The 20,098-nt window shown below is 44.5% G+C and carries 16 protein-coding genes and 1 other RNA gene; 7 read left to right on the top strand and 10 right to left on the bottom strand.

What is annotated here, in order from left to right; all coding sequences use genetic code 11:
* Positions 1 to 223: DUF4437 domain-containing protein (locus ACFI6J_RS19920; RefSeq protein ID WP_462586349.1), on the bottom strand; the 223-nt coding region annotated here is incomplete at its 3' end.
* A gap of 188 nt (positions 224 to 411) precedes the next feature.
* Here ACFI6J_RS19920 and ACFI6J_RS19915 point away from each other — a divergent pair.
* Positions 412 to 1,371: a LysR family transcriptional regulator gene (locus ACFI6J_RS19915; RefSeq protein WP_110288041.1), complete on the top strand. Its 960-nt coding sequence runs from the start codon at positions 412 to 414 to the stop codon at positions 1,369 to 1,371.
* Positions 1,372 to 1,433: 62 nt separating this feature from the next.
* Here the strand turns inward: ACFI6J_RS19915 and ACFI6J_RS19910 are convergent, their stop codons facing one another.
* From ACFI6J_RS19910 to ssrA, 5 genes are all read right to left on the bottom strand, one after another.
* Positions 1,434 to 3,629 carry a TonB-dependent siderophore receptor gene (locus tag ACFI6J_RS19910; RefSeq protein WP_348671072.1) on the bottom strand — a complete coding sequence of 732 codons (2,196 nt, stop codon included), beginning with the start codon at positions 3,627 to 3,629 and terminating at the stop codon, positions 1,434 to 1,436.
* Entirely contained in the window at positions 3,619 to 4,929 is a 1,311-nt protein-coding gene (locus tag ACFI6J_RS19905; protein WP_348671071.1) for a DUF3526 domain-containing protein, read from the bottom strand. The genes ACFI6J_RS19910 and ACFI6J_RS19905 overlap by 11 nt, the downstream gene beginning before the upstream one ends.
* The gene (locus ACFI6J_RS19900; RefSeq protein WP_348671070.1) at positions 4,926 to 6,368 is read right to left on the bottom strand and encodes a DUF3526 domain-containing protein; all 1,443 of its coding nucleotides are present in this window, start codon (positions 6,366 to 6,368) and stop codon (positions 4,926 to 4,928) included. Before ACFI6J_RS19900 ends, ACFI6J_RS19905 begins: the two co-directional genes overlap by 4 nt.
* Complete coding sequence (locus ACFI6J_RS19895; RefSeq protein WP_014979182.1) at positions 6,365 to 7,087, bottom strand: ABC transporter ATP-binding protein; 723 nt, start codon at positions 7,085 to 7,087, stop codon at positions 6,365 to 6,367. The genes ACFI6J_RS19900 and ACFI6J_RS19895 overlap by 4 nt, the downstream gene beginning before the upstream one ends.
* Before the next feature lie 167 nt (positions 7,088 to 7,254).
* Positions 7,255 to 7,613, bottom strand: a transfer-messenger RNA (tmRNA) gene (gene ssrA, locus ACFI6J_RS19890).
* 393 nt (positions 7,614 to 8,006) lie between these two features.
* Between ssrA and ACFI6J_RS19885 the strand changes: the two genes are divergently transcribed.
* Positions 8,007 to 9,230: an NADH:flavin oxidoreductase/NADH oxidase family protein gene (locus ACFI6J_RS19885; RefSeq protein WP_348671112.1), complete on the top strand. Its 1,224-nt coding sequence runs from the start codon at positions 8,007 to 8,009 to the stop codon at positions 9,228 to 9,230.
* A gap of 44 nt (positions 9,231 to 9,274) precedes the next feature.
* Here the strand turns inward: ACFI6J_RS19885 and smpB are convergent, their stop codons facing one another.
* Positions 9,275 to 9,754, bottom strand: coding sequence for an SsrA-binding protein SmpB (gene smpB / locus ACFI6J_RS19880; protein ID WP_348671113.1), 480 nt, complete (start codon positions 9,752 to 9,754; stop codon positions 9,275 to 9,277).
* Positions 9,755 to 9,899: 145 nt separating this feature from the next.
* On the opposite strand from smpB, the gene ACFI6J_RS19875 reads away from it, so the two are divergent.
* The gene (locus ACFI6J_RS19875) at positions 9,900 to 10,331 is read left to right on the top strand and encodes a type II toxin-antitoxin system RatA family toxin (RefSeq protein ID WP_202942716.1); all 432 of its coding nucleotides are present in this window, start codon (positions 9,900 to 9,902) and stop codon (positions 10,329 to 10,331) included.
* Positions 10,328 to 10,675 (top strand): RnfH family protein, encoded by a 348-nt coding sequence (locus ACFI6J_RS19870; protein ID WP_202942688.1) that lies wholly within the window; start codon positions 10,328 to 10,330, stop codon positions 10,673 to 10,675. The genes ACFI6J_RS19875 and ACFI6J_RS19870 overlap by 4 nt, the downstream gene beginning before the upstream one ends.
* A gap of 91 nt (positions 10,676 to 10,766) precedes the next feature.
* Here ACFI6J_RS19870 and ACFI6J_RS19865 read toward each other — a convergent pair whose 3' ends face one another.
* Together ACFI6J_RS19865 and ACFI6J_RS19860 are read right to left on the bottom strand one after the other, a co-directional pair.
* Positions 10,767 to 11,243, bottom strand: a complete 477-nt coding sequence (locus ACFI6J_RS19865; protein ID WP_012518305.1) for a MarR family winged helix-turn-helix transcriptional regulator — start codon at positions 11,241 to 11,243, stop codon at positions 10,767 to 10,769.
* Between the two features lie 30 nt (positions 11,244 to 11,273).
* The gene (locus ACFI6J_RS19860) at positions 11,274 to 13,244 is read right to left on the bottom strand and encodes a BCCT family transporter (RefSeq protein ID WP_039229500.1); all 1,971 of its coding nucleotides are present in this window, start codon (positions 13,242 to 13,244) and stop codon (positions 11,274 to 11,276) included.
* Between the two features lie 321 nt (positions 13,245 to 13,565).
* On the opposite strand from ACFI6J_RS19860, the gene ACFI6J_RS19855 reads away from it, so the two are divergent.
* Both ACFI6J_RS19855 and ACFI6J_RS19850 read left to right on the top strand, forming a co-directional pair.
* Entirely contained in the window at positions 13,566 to 16,277 is a 2,712-nt protein-coding gene (locus tag ACFI6J_RS19855) for a TonB-dependent receptor (protein WP_348671036.1), read from the top strand.
* 168 nt (positions 16,278 to 16,445) lie between these two features.
* The gene (locus ACFI6J_RS19850) at positions 16,446 to 18,407 is read left to right on the top strand and encodes a sulfotransferase (RefSeq protein WP_348671037.1); all 1,962 of its coding nucleotides are present in this window, start codon (positions 16,446 to 16,448) and stop codon (positions 18,405 to 18,407) included.
* Between the two features lie 204 nt (positions 18,408 to 18,611).
* Here the strand turns inward: ACFI6J_RS19850 and ACFI6J_RS19845 are convergent, their stop codons facing one another.
* Entirely contained in the window at positions 18,612 to 19,076 is a 465-nt protein-coding gene (locus ACFI6J_RS19845) for a hypothetical protein (RefSeq protein WP_069944203.1), read from the bottom strand.
* 329 nt (positions 19,077 to 19,405) lie between these two features.
* On the opposite strand from ACFI6J_RS19845, the gene ACFI6J_RS19840 reads away from it, so the two are divergent.
* Positions 19,406 to 19,981, top strand: a complete 576-nt coding sequence (locus tag ACFI6J_RS19840; RefSeq protein WP_348671039.1) for a hypothetical protein — start codon at positions 19,406 to 19,408, stop codon at positions 19,979 to 19,981.
* Positions 19,982 to 20,098: the final 117 nt, after the last annotated feature.

The following is a 20,098-nucleotide window of genomic DNA, read 5'->3' as shown; positions in this document are numbered from 1 at the left end:
TGTTAAATCGCACTAACATCCCCGTTGCCGTGTCTTTTGTTCGGTCTCCCCACAAGTCTGCTGCCCCGGGGCTTTTGTCGCCACGGGCTGGGTTCAAGTAACCCCATTCGACATCTTTAGCTGCAATAACTTTGTCTTTTGCGTGTGCGCCAGGTACAAGAAGAAAACAGGTGCTCAATAATAGCGATGCTACTGTCAGTTTGTTTCGGTTCGTTGGTTTCATTCAAACCTCCTAATTGTTGGTCGTAGGCTTTATTTAACAGACAGGCACAGTCTATTATTTCGAATAAGTCTCATAAACGACCAAAATCAATAAAGACTTTCCTGAAAATGTGGATAATAGAGGTGCTCCATTTTGCTTTGTCTTTCTTGCCATGAAATCAAAAGAGTGAAATAAACGTTGAGGGAAGTATGAAAACCGAAGACCTGTCTGTGTTCGTAAAGGTGGCTGAAGTGGGCTCGATAACCACTGCTGCGATAAAACTTGATATTAGCTCATCTGCTGCAAGTATGGCGGTTAAACGTTTAGAAGAGCAGCTTGGCGTAGCGCTATTTGTGCGAAGTACACGCAAAATTCGATTGTCACCTGAAGGAGAGCAGTATTTGCCGATGGCAAAGCAGGCACTCGACACCTTACAGCAGGGCCTTGCATTAGTAACAGAGCAGAAGCAGAGTATTCATGGTGAGCTTCGCATGGCGATGTCTTCGGAAATGGGTCGCAACTTAATGCGTGAACTGCTAAATAAAGTGCAACGCGAAAACCCAGAACTTTCATTGCGATTACATGTGAGCGACAGTCGGGTGGACTTCTACCGCGATGGTGTAGATGTAGCACTTAGAGCCATGACAAAAGAAGCGGTTAAAGAATCGCAGATGTATGGTTTTAAAGTGTGCAATATTCCGCATGTGATTTGCGCGTCTCCCGATTATTTAGAAAGAAACGGTGAGCCTACAACTTTGACTGATTTAGCGCAGCACAACGCACTTCTTTATAAGCTCTACGACCAAACCCACAATACGTGGGAACTTATCAACGAGGGCGAGAGAGTTAAAGTGAAAGTGAACAGTAATCGCGCTGTGAATGACGGTGATATTGTTCGGCGCTGGTGCGTAGATGGAGAGGGGATAGCTAAAAAGTCATGTATAGACGTTGCGGGGGATTTACTGAGCACAAAGCTGCAGCGTATTTTGACTGGTTACCACGTACCGCTAACTGAAATGTGGCTCATGCTGCCTAGCCGGCATCTTATTACGCCAGCGGTAAGATTAATTAGAGATGAATTAAAACAGGTTATTGAAAGTAAGCGTCAACGTCTTATTCAAAATCAAATATTAAAAGAGAGTGAATGGCCGCCGTGTGACAACGCCTAATTTAGTTAAAACAACACCTGAACATCATAAACGGAGAGGCTTTAAAAGCCTCTCCTTAAACCTTAATAGCGATAGGCGGCGGTAAGCCTAAAGCGCTGAGGCGCGCCAGGTTCAACCCACACATCTGCGAAAGAGTTAGTATAAAACTCTTCATCAAACAGGTTATCTACTGCAACTTTAACTGACAAGTTTTCTATAGGCTCTATTTCAGCAAACGCACGAACCGTGGTGTAGCTTGGTAAGTAGAAGTCGGTAGCGGTTTGACCTAAGCGCTCATCAACATACAACAGCCCTGAACCGATACGTACTGGCATATCAGCAAATGTAAGTCCCTTGCTCAACTGAATGCTCAATTGGTTTTCTGGAACGTTAATTAAAGGATCGCCAGATTCAATGGCTGCAACAAAGTTAGCATCCGCCGCATCGTTTGTACTTTCAGCATCTACGAAGGTGTACGACACCCAAAGCGAAATATCATTTTCAAATTCAGCATTAATGTCTAACTCAACACCACGGCTACGGGCTTCGCCAGCAGGGGTTAAGAAGAAGCCGTCAGACGCCTCAGGGCTATCATCATAAACAAGGATGTTACTTTGCTCGATATTAAACACGGCGAAGGTGATATCACCCCGTATATTATTAAACATTGATGTGAGGTCGGCTTTAACACCAATTTCCGCAGATTTCGATTCGTTAGGTTCAAACGGGTTTCCGGCGAAATCCGACCCCGTCAGCTGACGGAAACCTTCACCGTAAGTTGCGTACACACTTGTGGTGTCATCAAACAGATAAACAGCACCCACTTGTGGAGAAAAGCGTGTGTCGTCTTGTGAAGTGGTACTTACAGGTGACGCCAGGCGATTATCAATTTCCTGCTCGAACTTATCGAAGCGACCACCCAGCCTAACTTGAAAATTATCAGTGATGTTGATTTGGTCTTGGAAATAGATACCCCACGCTTCCTGAACTTCAAAACGGTCCAAGTTATCAGACAATTCCACATCTGGAAGTGGTGAGTAATCCGGATTAAAAATATCGACCACTAAGTACTGTTCTAAGTCCAAGTCGTTAATGTCAGTATCGCTTGAAAAGAATGGCGGGCGATAGCGCAGAATAATCTGGTCATTTTCAAACTTATCGTAGTCAGCACCAATAATCACGCGATGTGATAGCGACCCAGTATCGAATTGTCCCGCTATTTCGCCGCGTAAAACGAAGTAATCGGTTTGGAAATTACGGTAGCGCTTAAAACGAGACAACAAGGCTTGATTAGGATCGATAAATAACGTTTGGCGACCACCAAAGTTGTTTTCTAATGCATTACCCTCGAAAGTAGTATCGCGTAAGCCAGCACCCAAAAGCAGGTTCCATTCGTCAGCAAGTTTATGAGAAATCTCAATTTGATGACCAACCACTTCCGTATCGATGGTGTCGCCATTAGGATCGCCAGTAAAGGTTTCAATTGGCTGATGGCCCAACTTACCATCGATGGCCACTACGCCACGGTCGAAAGGAATTTTTTGCTCGGTGTATTCGAGTTCGTACGTAACCGTGGTGTCTGCTGATGCTTCCCACGTAACCGATGGATAAAAGCCAAAACGCTCAGTTTCTACTGTATCGCGGAAACTTTCAGCATCTTCATAAAAGCCTACTAAGCGTACACCTACATTTTCAGTACTGCCTGCAACCGATTGTACATCAGCCTCAATGCGCTTCTGCGACCAGCTTCCGTAAGTTGCTTTAATTTCACCACCTTGACGAAACTGGGGGCGCTTTGTAACAAGGTTTACCGCTCCACCTGGTTCACCGCGACCAAACAGCGCAGCTTTAGGGCCTTTTAATACTTCAACATGATCAATGCCAGAGAGATCACGAGGTCCGCCAAATCCGCGTCCTGCATTAAAACCGTTTACCAGAAACCCGCTAGGTAAGTTTTCGTCACCTGAAAAACCACGAATAGCAAAGCTGTTCCAAAGGCCACCAAAGTTATTTTGCCTTGCTACCGAAGCGGACAGGTCTAAAGCGTCGTTAAGGTTTATAGCGCCTGCATCATTGATGAGACCAAGGTCGATATCCTGCGCTGCTGCCGGCACTTCTTTATATTCAAATGCCCCTTGATACGCACGGTGCATACCATGCACCGTAATTTTCTCTACATCCGCTTCCGATTGAATATCAGTATTTTGCGCATTTGCAGGCGCATTCAAAAGCGTTGCGATAGAAAGGGCGAGGGTAGATTTTACCCAACTAGTCTTCATTAGTGTTTTCCTGTGTCTTTCTTATTTTTGGTGAAAATTGAGGTAGCTGTTTAAAACTGGCCGATGAAAACTCCGGGGCTTCAAACAAGTGATGATAGTAGAATTTGCGCAACGACGCATGAAACTCGCGAACATTATTTTCGTAGTTAACCATGGCTTTAACATCGGTATCAGCAGCACTCGTTAATAAGCGTTGCGTTAACAAAGACGGGGATAGCAGAGCAACATAGCTTGCAATTTTATCTTTGCGTAAGGTGGCGGCTTGATAAGCCTCTGAAAGTTCCTTTGCCGTTTGGTCGCCAACTTGTTGAAATGCGTAATACCACTTCCAATTAAATGAACTGTCTCGTTGTGGATCAAAGTCGGTTTTATCCGCCCACTGTGGGTGAGTTTCAATAAACGCTTCCCATGTTTGTTCAACAGGTTTGTCCCATGCACTATTAACGGCTTCTCGCTGCGTGAGCACAATGTCGCCGCCCTCAGGTGTATCGACCGACGCATTAATTATGGTGTGCCCGGTAACTGGCACAATAACCGTTGTGACAAGCCATACGCCTAACATGATTGAAGCTAGGTGCGTGGCGCTGAAATTGGCAAAACGCTTAGCAGCACCTATAGCAAGCACAATAGCGCTCCAAACAATTATGCTGCCAATGACGATGGTACAAACCGTTACTGTTTGAAACACAGACGCGCCATTCACTACACTAAAGGCAATAAACGGAATAAGTGTAACTAGTGCCAAGGGCACCAGGGTTACCAATACGCGTGATGACCAAATAGCATGCGAATTGCGTGCGGTTACATTAAGTAAGTCAAAACGGCGGGCTTCGCGTTCCTTCGCTTTTAAGTCGTAAAGGAGCAAAATGATAAACAGAGGCAACAGCACACTGGTAACGAAAGCAAAGTCAAAACGCCCTAGGAAAGCAAGCTCCGGATTGTCTGTATCGCTTTCATAAATCTGACCTTCTAGCGCTAGCATGCTAATACGGTGCTTCCACGGAAACACATCGCGCTCTCCTACGGCAGCAAACGCCAACGGCGAGGGCGGGGCATAGGTCAAATGAAAGGCGTAATAGGCTACCATGCCATAATTAGATTGGTGAGTAAGGACAGCGTTGCGCTCTGTTTCATCTTTATCTAACAAGCGCTCTATAGTGGCTTGCTGCTCTTGCATTTCCGAATAGCCAGACCACAACGACACCGAGCTTAAAAGAAACACGACCAAAAGCGTTAGTTTTATCTGACGATGACCAAATACGAAACCCGCTTCTCGTTTAATATCATTAAAACGGATCATGGATTTAATCTCCTAACTGCAGCTTGAAAAAGTAGTGCGGTAAGTCCCATCCAAAGCAACAGCTGAGTAAAATAAATCAATGCGTTACTAATGCGTGTGCTTCCTGCTTCTGGTTTAAAATCAAACTCTGCTAAGATCGCCCAGTTATCTGCGCCAACCACAGCTTTGTCTGCTGCTTCTTCACTGGCGTTGCGGTTCATATCTAACTTGTAATCGAGTTTTTCAGCGTGAACCTTGTTCAAACCCTGAACAAACTCAAGTCTTAGCGTTTCCGCTTCCCTTAAAAAGCGGTGGTGTGTCTCGAGGCTAGTTCCCGCAAGGATCGTAGAAATAGAGCGCACCGCAACCGTAGGCGAAAGCCAGCCAAACTGCCGTGCTATTTGGGCTTGTTCCAACTCTTCGGTCATGCGGGTTTCAGCAAACTCATTAAGCACTTTGGCTTGTCGACCTTCGGAGTACTGGGCAACAATGCCCCTGAAATTAACGGGTAAGTCGTCAACTGAATCCACATTGTATTTAGCTAGTAAATCTTCTTTTAGCTTTTTGAATGCAGGATCGTTAACGTCATGACCGTCACCTAAACTTCTAAGTTTTTCTTCCACTTTGAAATCGGCTTCAAGTTTTCCCATTGAAGGGGCAACGTTTGTGGCAACGCTGCTCCCTAAACGAGGAAGCAACACACAAGCGCTCATCCAAATGACAACAAGTACGGTGAAGCTAACGCTGCTTTTCTCAAATATGGCCGAGCACGCAGTGACTACCGTGGCCCATAGTAAAAAGTAAACCACATAACTAAGGCAAAAGAGTATTACAACAAGTGCACTTTCGTTTGAAAACGCGACATAAAGACAGGCAAGCAGTAGCGGGAGTAAAAATAGGCTGCTAGCGGTTACGAGCGCCAGAAGCTTCCCTAAGAGCAATTGCCAACGGGTGGTGCCTTGAGAAAGTAATAAGGTTAGCGTGCCGGCTTCGCGTTCACGTGACACGCTGCCGTAGCCAATTAGAATGATAAATAAAGGTGCAAGAACCAAAGCTAAAAAGCTGGGTGTTAAACTACTAAAGCGTGTAAGCCCTGCGGATTGGCGCTGCTCGGCGAACATCGCACTGTTTTGGCGGTGCCCTTCTAAAAATATAGCGTTCCCTGTGTAGGTATCGACACCCGGTTCAATTACGCTCAGTGGAGTGGGGGCACGAAATACATAATGACCATAATGCACCATGCGATGAGGGTGCTTATCGGGCTGTGCCTCAAAGCGTTGTTCAGCTTCTGTTTGAAGGTGGTCTCTGGTGTGAGCAGCCTCATCGATGTGAAAGGCGTTAACTATCAGTGCAGCTATGGTAAGCATAGCGCCTAGCAATAAAACGGTCGCAGCTACTTTTGTTCGCATCCAATAGCGCCACTGTTCTGCACAAATGATTTTAGCAACATTCAGTATCATACATTACGCCCTGCAAATGCTGCGTGAACGGCTTCAGTATCTATTGGCGTATCGCCTGCACGCTCGAAAGAACCGGTTAATTTGCCATTACTTAAAAGCACAATTCGATGGGCAACTTGGCAGGCACCGTACACGTCGTGGGTAACCATAAAAATAGTAGCGCCACCCGCTGCCAGCTCTGACACTAGCGCGTTAAATTCATCGATGGCTGCTGGATCTAGCCCTGATGTGGGTTCGTCTAAGAACAGTACAGGCGCATTGCGCAGTAGCGCCAAAGCAATTGCGGTCTTCTGACGCATGCCTTTTGAATAATTAGATAGCGCCTTATTCCACGAATCTTCTTGAAGTGCGACCTTGCGAAGTGCGGCGAACATATCGTCGTCAGACTTATCGACTCCAGCTACTGACAAGAAATAACGAATGTTTTCTACGCCAGAAAGATGGCCATATAAGGTGACAGATTCGGGTAAGTAGGCAACAGACTTTTGAACTTGGTTTGGCTGGGTAGAGGCATTATGCCCTAATACAGTGGCGCTACCGCTACTTGCCTTCATAAGCCCTAAAAAAGTTTTAAGGGTGGTGGATTTACCTGCGCCATTTCCACCTAAAAGTGCAAATACTTCGCCTTTTCCTACATTAAAATTGAGATTGTCTAGAAGCGTGCGATCGTCAACACGCACGGTAAGCGCATCCGCGCATATCACTGAATTTGTTTGCATTGTTTGGAGAAGCTATACATTAGAATTGTGCTGCAATGTTATAATATAACAATCTAGATGGGAATAGCTTTTATTTGGGTAGCTTATGTTTTGTCTTAATTAGAAACAATTTACAAATTTCGGAAGCTGAAACGAAAAAGGCTTGCCGAGTGGCAAGCCTTTGAAATTGGTGGAGCTGGCGGGATTTGAACCCGCGTCCAGAAAATGTCTACCTTTGGTACTACATGCTTAGTTTGTCATTTATTTAACTGCTTGGAACTCCGACAAACAGGATTTCCTTGCAGCTGGCCTAATACTGTTTCGCGGTTCACCCTTAGACAAGGTTCCCTCGCTATCCTACTTGGATGACCTTCCGAATCCCCGCTAGCAGGAAAAGACTAGGGTGGAAGGGCCTATGCCGGTTATTAAGCGGCTAGTGCGTATGTTTCGTCGTTTGCGACTATTTAAATGCGGCTTTTTAAGAGGCAAACCGCTCCTCTGCATGCACCTCCGGCTTCCTAGATCCTGTCGAATCCTAATCAGCCCCGAGTGTGATTTTCAATAATAGCACAATTGTTACATGGTGAAATACATTCTTTTGAAAATTACTATAAATTTTAAGGGTTTGGCTATAAATCAACCAAAAATAACATCTAGTTTTTCAAAAGCTTACCTGTGTAGCCCTCAGTTGAAGCTTTGCTTAAACAGCAACACACAAACATTGAGTATTATTGAACTACCATAGATATGAGGATGCTTGAGTAAAATTCAAGTGCCGAGCGCACAAGGGCTGTGCAAGAAACGCAATTTATAAAATAAATTAGCGCTTTTTATTTGATTACTTTAGCGAATTTTTAAGGAAATAGTGCTGATGTAATGATGCAATTAGTAGCAAGAACCATTAAAGTACGTGAGCATAATTAAAAGGCTTGTAGTGTAAATGTCTTCAGATTCCATATTGTATTCTCCGTATACCTTGCCATGTGGCGTAACAGCGCGAAACCGTCTTGTTAAAGCTGCTATGGAAGAAAATATGTCGAGTATGGGAAACATTCCCGGAGAGTCTTTGTACTCACTCTATCGATATTGGGCCCACGGCAATTTAGGCATGGTGATCACAGGCAACGTTATGGTGGATAAAGGCGCCATGACAGGGCCAGGTGGCGTTGCACTAGAAAAAGATACCGACATCGCACCGTTTCAAAAGTGGGCAAAAATCATTAAGTCTAATGGCGCTTTAGCCATAATGCAGATTAATCACCCTGGTCGACAGGTATTTAAAGCGATGAAAGGCAAAGCTATTGCGCCTTCTGCTGTACCGCTTGATATGGGTAAACACTCCAAGCTGTTTGCTCAACCACGAGAAATGACCTGCCAAGACATTCACGATGTGTGCAAACGTTTCGTTCAAACTGCTAAGCAAGCTGAAAAAGCCGGGTTCGATGGCGTTGAAATTCACGCCGCTCACGGTTATTTGCTTACGCAGTTTTTGTCTCCGCTTACTAATCAGCGTCAAGACGAGTGGGGCGGTTCTATTATTAATCGCGCCCGCTTGCTGATAAACATAGTCAGTCAGGTTCGAGCGGTTTGCGCTAAAGACTTTATAGTTATGGTAAAGCTTAACTCTGCTGACTTTCAGAAAAATGGTTTTTCTTTTGATGATGCCTGTGAGGTGGTAAATCGCTTGGAAGCCTTGGGTGTTGATGTTGTAGAACTGTCTGGAGGCAGTTATGAAGCGCCTGCCATGCAAGGGCAAACTCGTGACGACACCACGCTGGCCAGAGAAGCGTACTTCTTGGAATTTGCGCAGGCACTGGTAAGTAAAACTGATATTCCGCTTATGACAACTGGTGGTATAAAAAGGGCAGAGGTAGCAGAGGAAGTAATTGAGCAGGGCTGTGCCCTTGTTGGATTAGCCAGCGCCCTTGCTACTACGCCCGACTTAGCTAAAAAGTGGCAACAAGAATGGGCGTATTCGGGCATAATTCCACACTGCTCATGGAAAGATAAATCGCTTGCAAGCCTTGCGAATATGGCCATGGTGCGAAGACAACTTAGACGCCTTGGGAATAACCTAACCACCTTAAGAAACCCGTCACCGCTGTGGAGTCTGATTCTTGATATGCTACATCGCAAGAAAATGACGAAACGAGACGTAGGTTAAACCTATTACACTTCTTTTTTGGCAGCCCAAATCAAAACACAGCGTTAAACGCTGTGTTTCATCATTCGTTCTTTTTGACGTTGCCAATCTTTGTCTTTAATGGTGTCACGCTTGTCATGGGCGTGCTTACCTTTTGCTAGGTGAATTTCTAGTTTCACCCAACACTTTTTCCAATACATAGACGTGGCAACGATTGAATAACCTTGGCGGTCTCGCGCACCCATTAAGCGGTCAATTTCTCGTTTGTTCAGCAACAATTTGCGAGCACGCTCTGGAGCAGCGATAACGTGGGTAGAGGCTTGATTCAGCGGACTAATTCTACACCCTACCAGATACGCTTCGGCATTCTGGATAATAATGTACGCATCGGTAATGTTCACTTTACCGGCACGAATACTTTTAATTTCCCACCCTTGAAGCTCAAGTCCGCCTTCGAACTTGTCTTCTAGGAAATAGTCGTGACGCGCTTTTTTATTCTGCGCGATATTTCCTGTGGTGTTTTTGTTGGCTTTATTCTTTTTCATGCTGGCTATTATACTGATTGTTCGAAGGAATGTCTTTAGTTGTCATTGTTATCTTATATTGGGGCATTTGGTTCAAAACCGAATACAAGCGAACCAAATATTCTGTGATACAATGCGGCCAAGAGTTTTAATTGTAGTGGAATCAATGCCAAGTATTCATAGAAGCGCGCTGGTAGCCCATAGCGCAGAAGCCATGTTTAACTTAGTCAACGATGTAGCTTCCTACCCAGAGTTTTTGCCAGGCTGTACCGATAGCAAAATCCTCGACACTTCATCGCAAAGCATGAAAGCGTCATTATTAGTGGCGAAAGCTGGTATCAAGCAATGGTTTACAACGCACAATGTGTTAGAGCCAGGTAAAAGTATTCAAATGCAGCTGGTCGATGGTCCGTTCCGGTCGCTTACCGGTGGTTGGACATTTTCAGCATTATCAGAGGAAGCCTGTAAAATTGAATTAAACCTAGAGTTTGAATTTAGCAATAAGTTAGCTGAAATGGCTTTTGGTAAAGTGTTCAACAGCTTAGCCAGCAGTATGGTTGCAGCGTTTACAGACCGAGCGCGGAGCGTATACGCATGAGTAATAAGCTCATCAATATTGAGGTGGCCTACGCGTTGCCCACCAAGCAAACTATCATTGATGTTGCTATTCATGAAAATGCGACGGTAGAAGAAGGGATAAACGCGTCTAACGTGCTTGAGCAGTTTCCCGAAATCGACTTAAAAGCAACAAAAGTGGGTATTTGGAGCCGCGTGGTTAAGCTACGCGACAGGCTTACCGATGGCGATCGTATTGAAATTTACCGCCCGCTTATTGCGGACCCTAAAGAAATTCGAAAACGCCGTGCTGAGAAAGCGAAAGAGGAAGGGCGCGCTGACAAAATCACAGGTGGAAAGGTAAATCCACTTAAGGCGAAGTCATAGCAGTCAGCTGAGCGCTTCTACGCCAGCGCCAAAGATAGATACTAAAATGGCCTTCAAGTGAAGGCCATTTTTTTAAAGAAGACAAAGGCTATTAGCTTTTTTCTGAAATGCTGCCTAGTTCCAAGAAAGGCGAGGCATCAATATCTTCAGCGTCCATCATGCTAGCAATACGCTGAACAGTAGCGACCATTTGGCTTTGCTCCCACTCTTTTAGCTGTGAAAAGCGCTCCACAAAGTGCTCTTGAAGCGGACGAGGTGCGTCAACCACTGCTTCTTTCCCGCGCTCGGTTAAGAACACGCCCACTTTTCGTTTATCTTGCGTACTTCTTATGCGCGTAGCTAAGTCTCGTGATTCTAGTCTATCTAGAATATTCGTGATGGTTGCAGGGCTTAGGTTAATATTCTCTGCTATTTCGCGCACCATTATACCTGGGCGCTCTTCAATATTTTGCATTACCAATAACTGTGGGCCTGTTAAACCCACATGTTTACTTAGCTGCTTGCTGCGTAGGTCTACAGCGCGTATTACGCGCCGTAGTGCCACTAATAGTTCTTCTTCTTTTCGCATGTTACTTCCAACAAATGCGTAACCCAGCGGTTACTTAAGCAAATGAATAAAATGTTGGTGCTTATGATAGTGATCGATGACGTCATTTATGACCGAAATCTTCGACCAGCCCATAATATCATAGTTCTGACCACCTTCACTAAGGTGCACTTCGGCGCGATAGTACGTGGCCTTTTTGTTTTCGTCCAGTGCTGGTGTGTCACTTGGACCAAATTCAGGCTGTTCTGTCGATACAGGATGCACAGCATAAATGAACTCAGGGTCATTGCCCATATCAACGGTTAATACGAGTGCTTCGTCGGTATCTTCAATTTTTATTTCGAATTGCTGCGCTTTAAACTCCTCGCTTACTTCTGTTAGCGCAGGCTTCACCACTTTGTTGATGTAACGACGAACGGCAGTTTCATCTGGAAAGGTCACAATATTTTCAAGGCGTTCTTTCCAGTTTTTGTCAGAGTCGTTATGCTGCGGTGTACCCGTTAGTACTTGTAAACTTTCACGTTTGTACGCCTCTATACGAAGGGCTTTCAATAGTCCCGATATGGCGATAAGCAGTACAATAGCAAATGGCAGTGCGGCGGCAATCGTCATAGTTTGCAGCGCGCCAAGCCCACCAGCGTAAAGCAGCACTGAACTCACCACACCAACGCCAACAGCCCAGTATACTCGTTGCCACAACGGCGTATTGTTTTCACCGTGTGAACACAGCATATCGACAACCATGGCACCCGAATCACATGAGGTTACAAAGAACACAATGACCATCAATACTGCTATAAGGCTTAGTACTGAAGCGAAAGGGAACTGCTCTAAAAATACAAACAGTGCCACTGAGGTGTCTTCATTTACCATTTGTGCAAGTACGTCTTTACCTTGTACTAACACCTGATCAATAGCGGCGTTGCCGAATACGGTCATCCAAAATAGTGTAAATGCTGATGGAATAAGCAGTACGCCCATTACAAATTCACGAATGGTTCTACCGTAAGAGATACGCGCGATAAACAGGCCAACAAATGGTGCCCATGCTAACCACCAACCCCAGTAGAAGATGGTCCAGCCACCAATCCAATCTGTTTTCTCATAGGCGAACAGGTTAAATGTGTTGCGCACTAAATCAGACAGATAAGCCCCTGTGTTTTGCATAAACGCTTGTAGTAAAAATACGGTTGGGCCTAAAACAAGAACAATTAAAAGTAGCAGTAAGGCTAAAACCATATTGGTTTCTGACAGACGGCGTATGCCTTTTTCCAGGCCAGTAGTTACAGAAATTACGGCTAAACCAACAACGCCTGCCATTATAGCTATTTGAACACCAGTATTTGACGGTAGACCAAATAAATAGTTAAACCCCGCATTTACTTGCGAAGCGCCAAAGCCTAGCGACGTCGATACACCAAACACCGTTGATGTAACCGCGAATATATCAACCACGTGCCCAGGCCAGCCGTAAATCCGGTCACCAATTAATGGATATAAAGCAGAACGCAGTGTAAGAGGTAAGTTTTGACGGTACGCAAAATAGCCCAAAATCAGCGCCACTACCGCATAAATTGCCCAAGCATGAACACCCCAATGGAAAAATGTGGTTTTCATTGCTTCGCGAACAGCATCAATACTTTCAGCCTGTGCAGTGGGGGGCGCTAAAAAGTGCATTAAGGGCTCGGCAACGCCAAAGAACATAAGCCCAATTCCCATTCCTGCTGCAAACAACATACTAAGCCAAGTCCCAAAGCTAAATTCGGGGCTTGCGTGATCTGGGCCTAACTTAATTTCGCCGTAGCGTGACATGCCGAGGAAAACAACAAACACCACAATTACTGCGACAGTAAATACATAAAACCAACTACCGTTGGTCACAATTGCGCTCTGAAGCTTTTGGAAAAGCGCGTCTGCTGTTTCAGGAGTACCAGCAGCGAAGATAAGTAAACATAGGATTAAAGCTGACGATGTAATAAACACCGGCTTGTTGAGTGGAGATTTATTTTCGTTCTCAATCACGCAGTAAATTCCTTTCACCTTTTATAAATTTCGGTTTATACGCAGAAATATACCGCATGGAGCATTTTTTATAAACATCAGATGAAATTATTTGATTTGTATGTATTTGGTCAGTGAGTAAAACTGAAGTCTTTTCTTTGCAGTTGTTTTTACGATAAAAATTAGACTTTCTGCTAGGTTTTAGGTGTTTTTGGTTAATTATTAATCGTTAGAGTAGAAATAATTAATAGATTGTGTATCGTAATATATGATCTTTTTGATATGTGTTTTAAGTAAACACTGTCCGAAGAATAAAAAAACAATTGAAGGAAACACACACAAATGCGAAAAACTCAGCTTAGCTGTGCAATCATCGCTGCACTGGCATCCACCTCTCTGGCTGCGCAAGAAACTAAAGCGCCCGCTAAACTTGAAACCATAGAAGTTACCGCCACGAAAAGAAGTGAATCAATCCAAGATGTCCCTGTCGCAGTCTCTGCGTTAGATGGAAAAGCATTAGAAAACCTCGGTATTGATAACTTCCAAGACTACGTAGAGTTTTTACCGAATGTGGTATTCCAAGGTACAGGTCCAGGGCAGAACGAAATATACATTCGTGGTGCGGCGACCACGCAATCAAGCATTACCCTGTCATCTGTTCAAGCACTTCAGCCCTCAGTGGCTTTCTATCTTGATGAAATGCCTGTTTCTATGGCTGGCCGAAACTTAGATATTTTTGCTACCGACGTTGAGCGTGTAGAGGTTCTACCTGGGCCGCAAGGTACGTTATTTGGTGCGAGTTCTCAGGCAGGTACAGTTCGCCTAATTACAAACAAGCCAGATCATTCTGGTTTTGCTGCAGGCTTCGATACCAGTCTTTCTACCACAAAAGGCGGAGATATGAGTAACACGGTGGAGGCGTATTTCAACGTTACTCCAACTGACAATCTTGCGCTGCGTGTGGCTGCCTACAATGAAAGTCAGGGCGGTTGGATTGACAACATTGAAAATGAGCCAGGAAATGGTGGTTACATTGGAAGTGCAGTAGTTATTGATCGTATTTCTGGAAATGCATTGCAGAAACAGGGCATCGATCCGGCTGCGATGGATGCACGTCGTGAAATTAATGGTTTTACCCGCAGTGAAGCCGCCGTTGTGTCGCCAAGAAACAGCGAACATGTTGAAGATAACTTTAATGACGCGGTCTACTCAGGGGCGCGATTCGGGTTGTCTTACATTATCAACGAAGATTGGGATGTTCTGGTTCAACACACTCAACAAACACTTGATACTGAAGGTGTGTTTGCCTACGACCCAACGGTGGAAGGCGAAAGCTCGGCAATTCGCTTTCAAAGCGATGAAAACTCTGACGAATTTGGCTTAACCACATGGACCCTAAATGGTCGTTTGGAAAAACTAGATGTGGTGTATACCGGTGGTTACCTTGATCGTGAAATAGACACGCTTACCGATTACACCGGCTACACCAACGGCGGCTTATTTTCCGCGTACTATGTGTGTACGCACTATGAAACGCCAGATAATCCAGATGACGCCCGCTGCCTCGATCCAAGTAAATACTACAAAGAAGACACTACTAGCACTCGCTTAACCCACGAACTACGTTTCAGCACAACGATGGATACACCATGGCAGCTGACGGCGGGTGTGTTTTATGACGAACAGGAAGTAGGCTCAGTAGGCCAGTTTAAAATCGCAAGCCCTGAAATCTTTGAGAACCTTGCAAGTTCATGGAATGCGCTGGCGGGTGACCGTGGAATTAACAGCGATGGTGGCCCTTTCTCTCCTGAAATTAGCTTTGTAAACGACGTTACGCACACTATCGAGCAGATCGCAGTATTTGGTCAGCTAGGCTATGAAATTACTGATACGCTTACCGCTACCATTGGTGCGCGCTGGTATCAAATTGACGATATTTATCGCGGCGCTACATCAACACGCGACGTAACAAGCCGTTTAGAAGCCTATGGTCAAGGCGTGCTAGATCCCGCCGTTTATGATGGTTTGGGTCTTGACGGCCAAGGTGTTGTCGATGCTATCCAAGATGGTTCATTGGAAATTGGCTTACTAGACGGTGACGGAGTACTCACGGTTGACGATACCATCTTCAAATTCGGCCTCGACTGGAAAGTAAATGAAAACGTATTGCTTTTCGCGAACTATTCAGAAGGCTTCCGTCCACCAGTAACAAACAGACTAGGCGGTGACGCAGCGGCAAATGACACTGGGGCGTTTGCGGATTTCCGTGTTCCGGTTTACTCAACAACAGATACGCTGGATAACTACGAAATTGGCCTGAAAGGTGACTTCTTAGACGGTATTTTGCGTGTTAATGCTACTGGTTACTATTCAGAAATCAGCGACTTGCAAACGTCGCGTTTCGATCCTGCGAATATTAGTTTCTTAGTCTTTACCGATAATGTTGGTGATGCAGAAGTTAAAGGGATTGATGCAGATATTACTTGGTTAGCGACAGATAACCTAGTCATTAACGCAGCATTTAGCGTACTGGATACTGAACTGGTTAGTATTAACCCTGAACTAGAAGGTATTGCGGCTGGCGTAGGCAGTGAGCTTCCGTACTCTGCTGATTTCTCAGGTAACATTAGCGCACGTTATTTCTTTGAGTTAGATGGCGGTAAAGAAGGGTATGTTAATGCATCACTTACCTACACCGGCGACCGTCTTGCTGGCATGGTGATGAACGCTTATGCCATGGAAGATGCAACTCGATTGATTTATGGCACGGGCTCGGGTCTGAAAATTAAAGATGAGGGTGACGAGTTTAAAGGTGCAACGTACCCAGGTGCAGATGGTGAAACAATTCGCGGTGGCCGCTACATTCAGGAAAGTTACGTGATTGGAAATGTATCTGTGGGGATGACGTATCAAAACTGGAAAGTTGAAGCATTCGTTGACAACGTTTTCGACAAATCAGCAATCTTGAACATTGATACACAGCAGTATACGCCTAAGGTTGTGACTAATCGCCCTCGTACTATAGGTCTTCGCTTCTCTTACGATTACTATTAATAGTCGTTTGTCGTAAACGAAGAAGTAGATTGTACACAGTGCATTGAACGGCAGGCCTAGGCCTGCCGTTTTCATTACTTATCTTAGAAAAATTCGGTAGTATTAAATACATACCCTTTTGGCTTTCGCCAATTATCACCTGCGCTACCAAGAATTATAACGAAGGCTATGACAACAGAAGATTTTCAACATCAAGTTCGCGCTATTAAACAAGCGCTTCAACGCGGTCAGTTATCAACTGCGAAATCGTATATTCAAGATTTATTGCCCTTGTCGCTAAATGAGCAGCAAGAAGCAGAAGTACTTTATTTGGCCGCCGTCACTTACAGGCTCTCGAACCAACATAGCGATGCTTTTAAGGCTATCGACACTCTTCTATCTCTTCGCCCAGATTACGGCAGGGGATACCAAGAGCTTGCTTACTGTCATGAAGCTGTTGGAGACCAGCAAAACGCAGCAAGTGCGTTCTTTAAAGCAACGCATTTTAACCCCGCTCTTATAAGCAGTTGGAAAAAGTTGCTCTTAATCTATCAAAATCATCGCGACGCTACCGCTGAACAAATGGCATCAAATCAGATTGCGCATTTGCAGTCTCTTCCTCCGCCAATTCTGGGTGCCTACGACCTTATGTACGAAAAGCAGTTCGCTGCGGCAGAGCAAGTGTGCCGCCAATTTTTGGCTAAACAGAAGCATCACCCTGAAGCTATGATGTTGTTGGCTGAAATTGGTATGCAGTTGAAGGTGTACAGTGATGCAGAATTTTTGTTGGAAAGTTGTGTGGAATTATACCCGGACAACGAGCGAGCGGCGCTAGCTTATCAAAACGTGCTTTCAAAGTTGGGTAAGTTTCCCGAGGCCGTAAACGTTGCGCGACAAAGACTTTCAAGAAGCCCAGACAGTTTTGTTATTAAAACCAGTCTTGCCCATGCACTTGTTGGTGTAGGGCAATTAGATGAAGCGATAGATATTTACCATGGCATACTAGAACAAACGCCAGATAGACCTAAAGTTTGGGTGTCGTTGGGTCATGCACTAAAAGCCAAAGGCGATACTGCCGATGCGGTTAATGCTTACGAAAAAGCGGTAGATTTTGCCCGCGACTATGGTGATGCCTATTGGAGCTTGGCGAATACGAAGACGTATAAGTTTAGTGACAAGATGCTTAAGCAAATGACTGAGCAAGCCAGCAATGATGCAATTAACTTAGACGATAAAATTCATATTTGTTTTGCGCTCGGAAAAGGGTTTGAAGATAACGCTCAGTATGACAAGGCCTTTGCGTATTACCAGCAAGGTAATGCGCTTAAACGCAGTACGCTTCAATTCGATATTGGGAAAACCGAGCAAGCATTAGATGCTCAGCAACAGGCTTTTAGTCAAGACGATTTCAAAAAAACACAGGGTTGCCAAGCGCCAGATCCTATTTTTATTGTCGGCCTTCCACGTGCTGGCTCTACACTGCTTGAGCAAATCCTAGCGTCGCACTCTAATGTCGACGGAACCATGGAGCTGCATGACATTCTGGGTATAGCATCTTCGCTCAGTCACCAATCTACGCCATATCCGTTTAATGTTTCAGCATTGAGTGAAGAAACGCTGGCGAAACTTGGTGAGCAATATATTCAGCAGACCCGTGCATATCGCCAAGGCGCACCGTTATTTATTGACAAAATGCCCAACAATTTCATTCATATTGGGCTTATTAAAAAGATACTGCCTAACGCTAAAATTATTGACGCGCGAAGGGATCCAATGGATTGCTGTTTTAGTGGGTACAAACAACTATTTGGGGAAGGGCAGGAGTTTAGCTACTCGCTAAGTGATATTGGCCGATACTACAATGCGTATGAAAAGTTGATGTCACATTGGCATACGCTGATGCCCGGCGACATATTAACGGTGCAGCACGAAGATGTGCTCGACGATTTAGAAGGGCAGGTCAAGCGTATTCTGGCGTTCTGCGGTTTAGAGTTTGAAGAGGCATGCTTAGCGTTTCATAAAACCAAGCGGATAATCAAAACTCCAAGTTCAGAGCAGGTTCGTCAGCCTATTTACAAAACGGGGATGGGGCAGTGGAAGCCATTTGAATCTAACTTGGAAGCGATGAAGGACGCGCTTAAGACGCAGTAGAAGCGCCTTGCGTTGAATAGCCGTACCTAGCCTGACTCGACTGAACTTGGGCTTTATCCTGAGCCAAGCTTTTGAAACTAGACGGTTACTTATTTACAGCGTTACAGCATCTTTAGAATAAAACGAGGCACGACTTTTACCGTGCCTCGTGTTTTTTGACACTTAAAGGCGTCAAGCCTGTGCCATTAGAGCTATTCCTAACGCTTATGGCTGATAAGGTAACGAAGATTGGTGAAGGATAATTCTAATTTTACCGTCGTCGCATTGCTTGAAGACAAAGCTCTTGTTCACAAAAATATGGCTGTCGTCTGCACCAATAAAATGTACGTTGCATTGAACAATGGCTAACTCGCCGTTCAATATGAAATCTTCCTTGCTATACCAAACCTTTACCCAAGGCTTAAGCTTGAACCCATTGTCGTTGGGGTAGTCGCTATTGCCACCTACGAAGTATGAAAGCGCCCCTTCTTTTGTTGGGCGAAATGTTTGAGCACCAAACGTTAAGGTAGGCTTAAATAGCACCTTGCCATTATCATAATCGTAGTTTTCAGATAAAACCTTTGATGCGAACGCCTTCGCATCGCCACCTTCAGCGTGTACTTTTCCCACCGCAACAACATTGTCGCACCAAGTCTGAAGGGCTGTATGTACCATCTCTTCTGTAAACATGACGCTAACTCCTTTAATTAATGGTAATGTTATACTGTATCAATTATGTTTTAACAATATCGCTAAATCAATGAAATGTAACTGATTATTCGTGATAGATAAACACTATCAGTATTTGGCAGAGCTTATCTAAAGTTAACTCACAAAATGTTATGGAAAAATTATGCTTCTCATCAGGTAGATTCTCGTCAGCGTCGCGCTCAAAATTACAATGCGATACAAATTTTCGTACAAAACGATAATCGTGTGTGGCAGACTAAATCATGACGGTGCGCATGCGAAATTACCAAAAGTATCGTTAGAATGGCTAACAATCCTTAGGCTTGTGATTGTTAGTAGAACAAGAAGAAACAGGAAATAAAAATGATAAAAAAATAGGAATAATCACAGCGCTTCTTATCGGGGTGACAGGTTGCTCTACTTACTCAGTAAATCGATATGCAGTTTCTGTTGATAACATCACTTCGCTTAAAAACGTGGCTGGTTCTAACGTCAATGTAGGGCTGTTTGATACTGTCGGAGAGAGTAAGACAAGCATAATGTGCAGAGGTGTAGGACCAATAAAAACCCCGGATGGCCAAACTTTCGAGAATTTTATTAGGAAAGCACTGATTGATGAGCTTACGATGGCTGGTGTACATGACTCTTCTGCCCCAATCACGTTAACTGGAACTTTAGATTCAATAGATTTTTCATCGGCTTCTGGTAGCTGGGATATTGCAATGACCATAAAGTCTTCAAACGGTAATGAAATATCTGTCTCAGAGAGTTATTCTTTCACAAGTAGTTTCTATGGGGAAACTGCGTGTAATCAGACTGCACAAGCACTAATGCCCGCGGTTCAAAACTTAATCGGAAAAATTGTTAAGAATCAAGATTTTTCAAGTTTGTTAAAAGGCGCGTAATTCGTTGCTATTAATTCTAGCTAACGGGTTTCTTAACATCGTAGTTTAGATGAAAGCCTTGGTCTGTTTTATAAGACCAAGGCTTTTTGATAATCATTGAGCCTCCTCCCTATCAGA

It is taken from the genome of Alteromonas sp. G4i13 (assembly GCF_054960505.1).
The sequence above is the reverse complement of the archived record's forward strand: the minus strand, read 5'-3'. Positions and strand labels throughout refer to the sequence as shown.

Coding starts and splice junctions, on each gene's coding strand:
- ACFI6J_RS19915 (WP_110288041.1), top strand. CDS start 412: ATGAAAACCGAAGACCTGTCTGTGTTCGTAAAGGTGGCTGAAGTGGGC.
- ACFI6J_RS19910 (WP_348671072.1), bottom strand. CDS start 3,629: ATGAAGACTAGTTGGGTAAAATCTACCCTCGCCCTTTCTATCGCAACG.
- ACFI6J_RS19905 (WP_348671071.1), bottom strand. CDS start 4,929: ATGATCCGTTTTAATGATATTAAACGAGAAGCGGGTTTCGTATTTGGT.
- ACFI6J_RS19900 (WP_348671070.1), bottom strand. CDS start 6,368: ATGATACTGAATGTTGCTAAAATCATTTGTGCAGAACAGTGGCGCTAT.
- ACFI6J_RS19895 (WP_014979182.1), bottom strand. CDS start 7,087: ATGCAAACAAATTCAGTGATATGCGCGGATGCGCTTACCGTGCGTGTT.
- ACFI6J_RS19885 (WP_348671112.1), top strand. CDS start 8,007: ATGTCTTCAGATTCCATATTGTATTCTCCGTATACCTTGCCATGTGGC.
- smpB (WP_348671113.1), bottom strand. CDS start 9,754: ATGAAAAAGAATAAAGCCAACAAAAACACCACAGGAAATATCGCGCAG.
- ACFI6J_RS19875 (WP_202942716.1), top strand. CDS start 9,900: ATGCCAAGTATTCATAGAAGCGCGCTGGTAGCCCATAGCGCAGAAGCC.
- ACFI6J_RS19870 (WP_202942688.1), top strand. CDS start 10,328: ATGAGTAATAAGCTCATCAATATTGAGGTGGCCTACGCGTTGCCCACC.
- ACFI6J_RS19865 (WP_012518305.1), bottom strand. CDS start 11,243: ATGCGAAAAGAAGAAGAACTATTAGTGGCACTACGGCGCGTAATACGC.
- ACFI6J_RS19855 (WP_348671036.1), top strand. CDS start 13,566: ATGCGAAAAACTCAGCTTAGCTGTGCAATCATCGCTGCACTGGCATCC.
- ACFI6J_RS19850 (WP_348671037.1), top strand. CDS start 16,446: ATGACAACAGAAGATTTTCAACATCAAGTTCGCGCTATTAAACAAGCG.
- ACFI6J_RS19845 (WP_069944203.1), bottom strand. CDS start 19,076: ATGTTTACAGAAGAGATGGTACATACAGCCCTTCAGACTTGGTGCGAC.